This is a genomic window from Pseudoalteromonas sp. CO342X (genome assembly GCF_004208915.1).
In the GTDB taxonomy this organism is placed as follows: domain Bacteria; phylum Pseudomonadota; class Gammaproteobacteria; order Enterobacterales; family Alteromonadaceae; genus Pseudoalteromonas; species Pseudoalteromonas maricaloris.
Genome location: NZ_SGPH01000066.1, coordinates 1 through 658, shown reverse-complemented (window position 1 = coordinate 658; position 658 = coordinate 1). Strand labels below are relative to the sequence as shown.

General features: G+C 47.3%; 1 protein-coding gene. It reads left to right on the top strand.

Annotated elements, in window-relative coordinates; genetic code table 11:
- Nucleotides 1-20 precede the first annotated feature (20 nt).
- Nucleotides 21-658, top strand: a 638-nt coding sequence (locus EXT47_RS23625) for an AMP-binding protein (protein WP_306419085.1), incomplete at its 3' end; no start/stop codon positions are given.

Below are 658 nucleotides of genomic sequence, written 5' to 3'. Positions count from 1 at the left end.
ATAATCTGTCGGTATCATCTGTGGGATTATGCGCTGAGCATCTGGCGTATGTGATATATACCTCAGGCTCTACCGGGAAACCCAAGGGGGTTATGGTCGAGCACAGAAACACTGCAGCTCTATTGGCCTGGGCGTTGGATTTTTATAGCCGAGAAACCTTAGGGTGCGTGCTGGCTTCAACTTCCATGTGCTTCGATCTGTCGATTTTTGAAATATTTGCACCTCTGGCCGCCGGAGGTTCGGTTTTGATAGTTAAGAATATTCTTAACTTCTTTGAGACAGATGCCCTAGACAAGGTTACTTTAGTCAACACGGTGCCTTCGGCGGCTAAGGTTTTACTTTCTGGGAAAAAGCTGCCAGTAAAATTAAAAACGATAAATCTGGCGGGAGAAGCATTAAAGCAAGACTTGGTTGACAGCCTATATCAGGCTGGTTTTAGCTCTGTGTATGACCTATACGGGCCATCAGAAGATACCACCTATTCCACCTATAAATTGCGAACAGCTAAGGGGCGGGCGAGCATAGGCACGGGAATAGCCAATACCCAGCTTTATGTGTTAACGCAATCAGGTCAGCTAGCTCCAAAAGGGGTGAGTGGGGAACTATACATAGGCGGAGCGGGATTAACTCGGGGTTATCTGAACCGGCCAGAACTGAA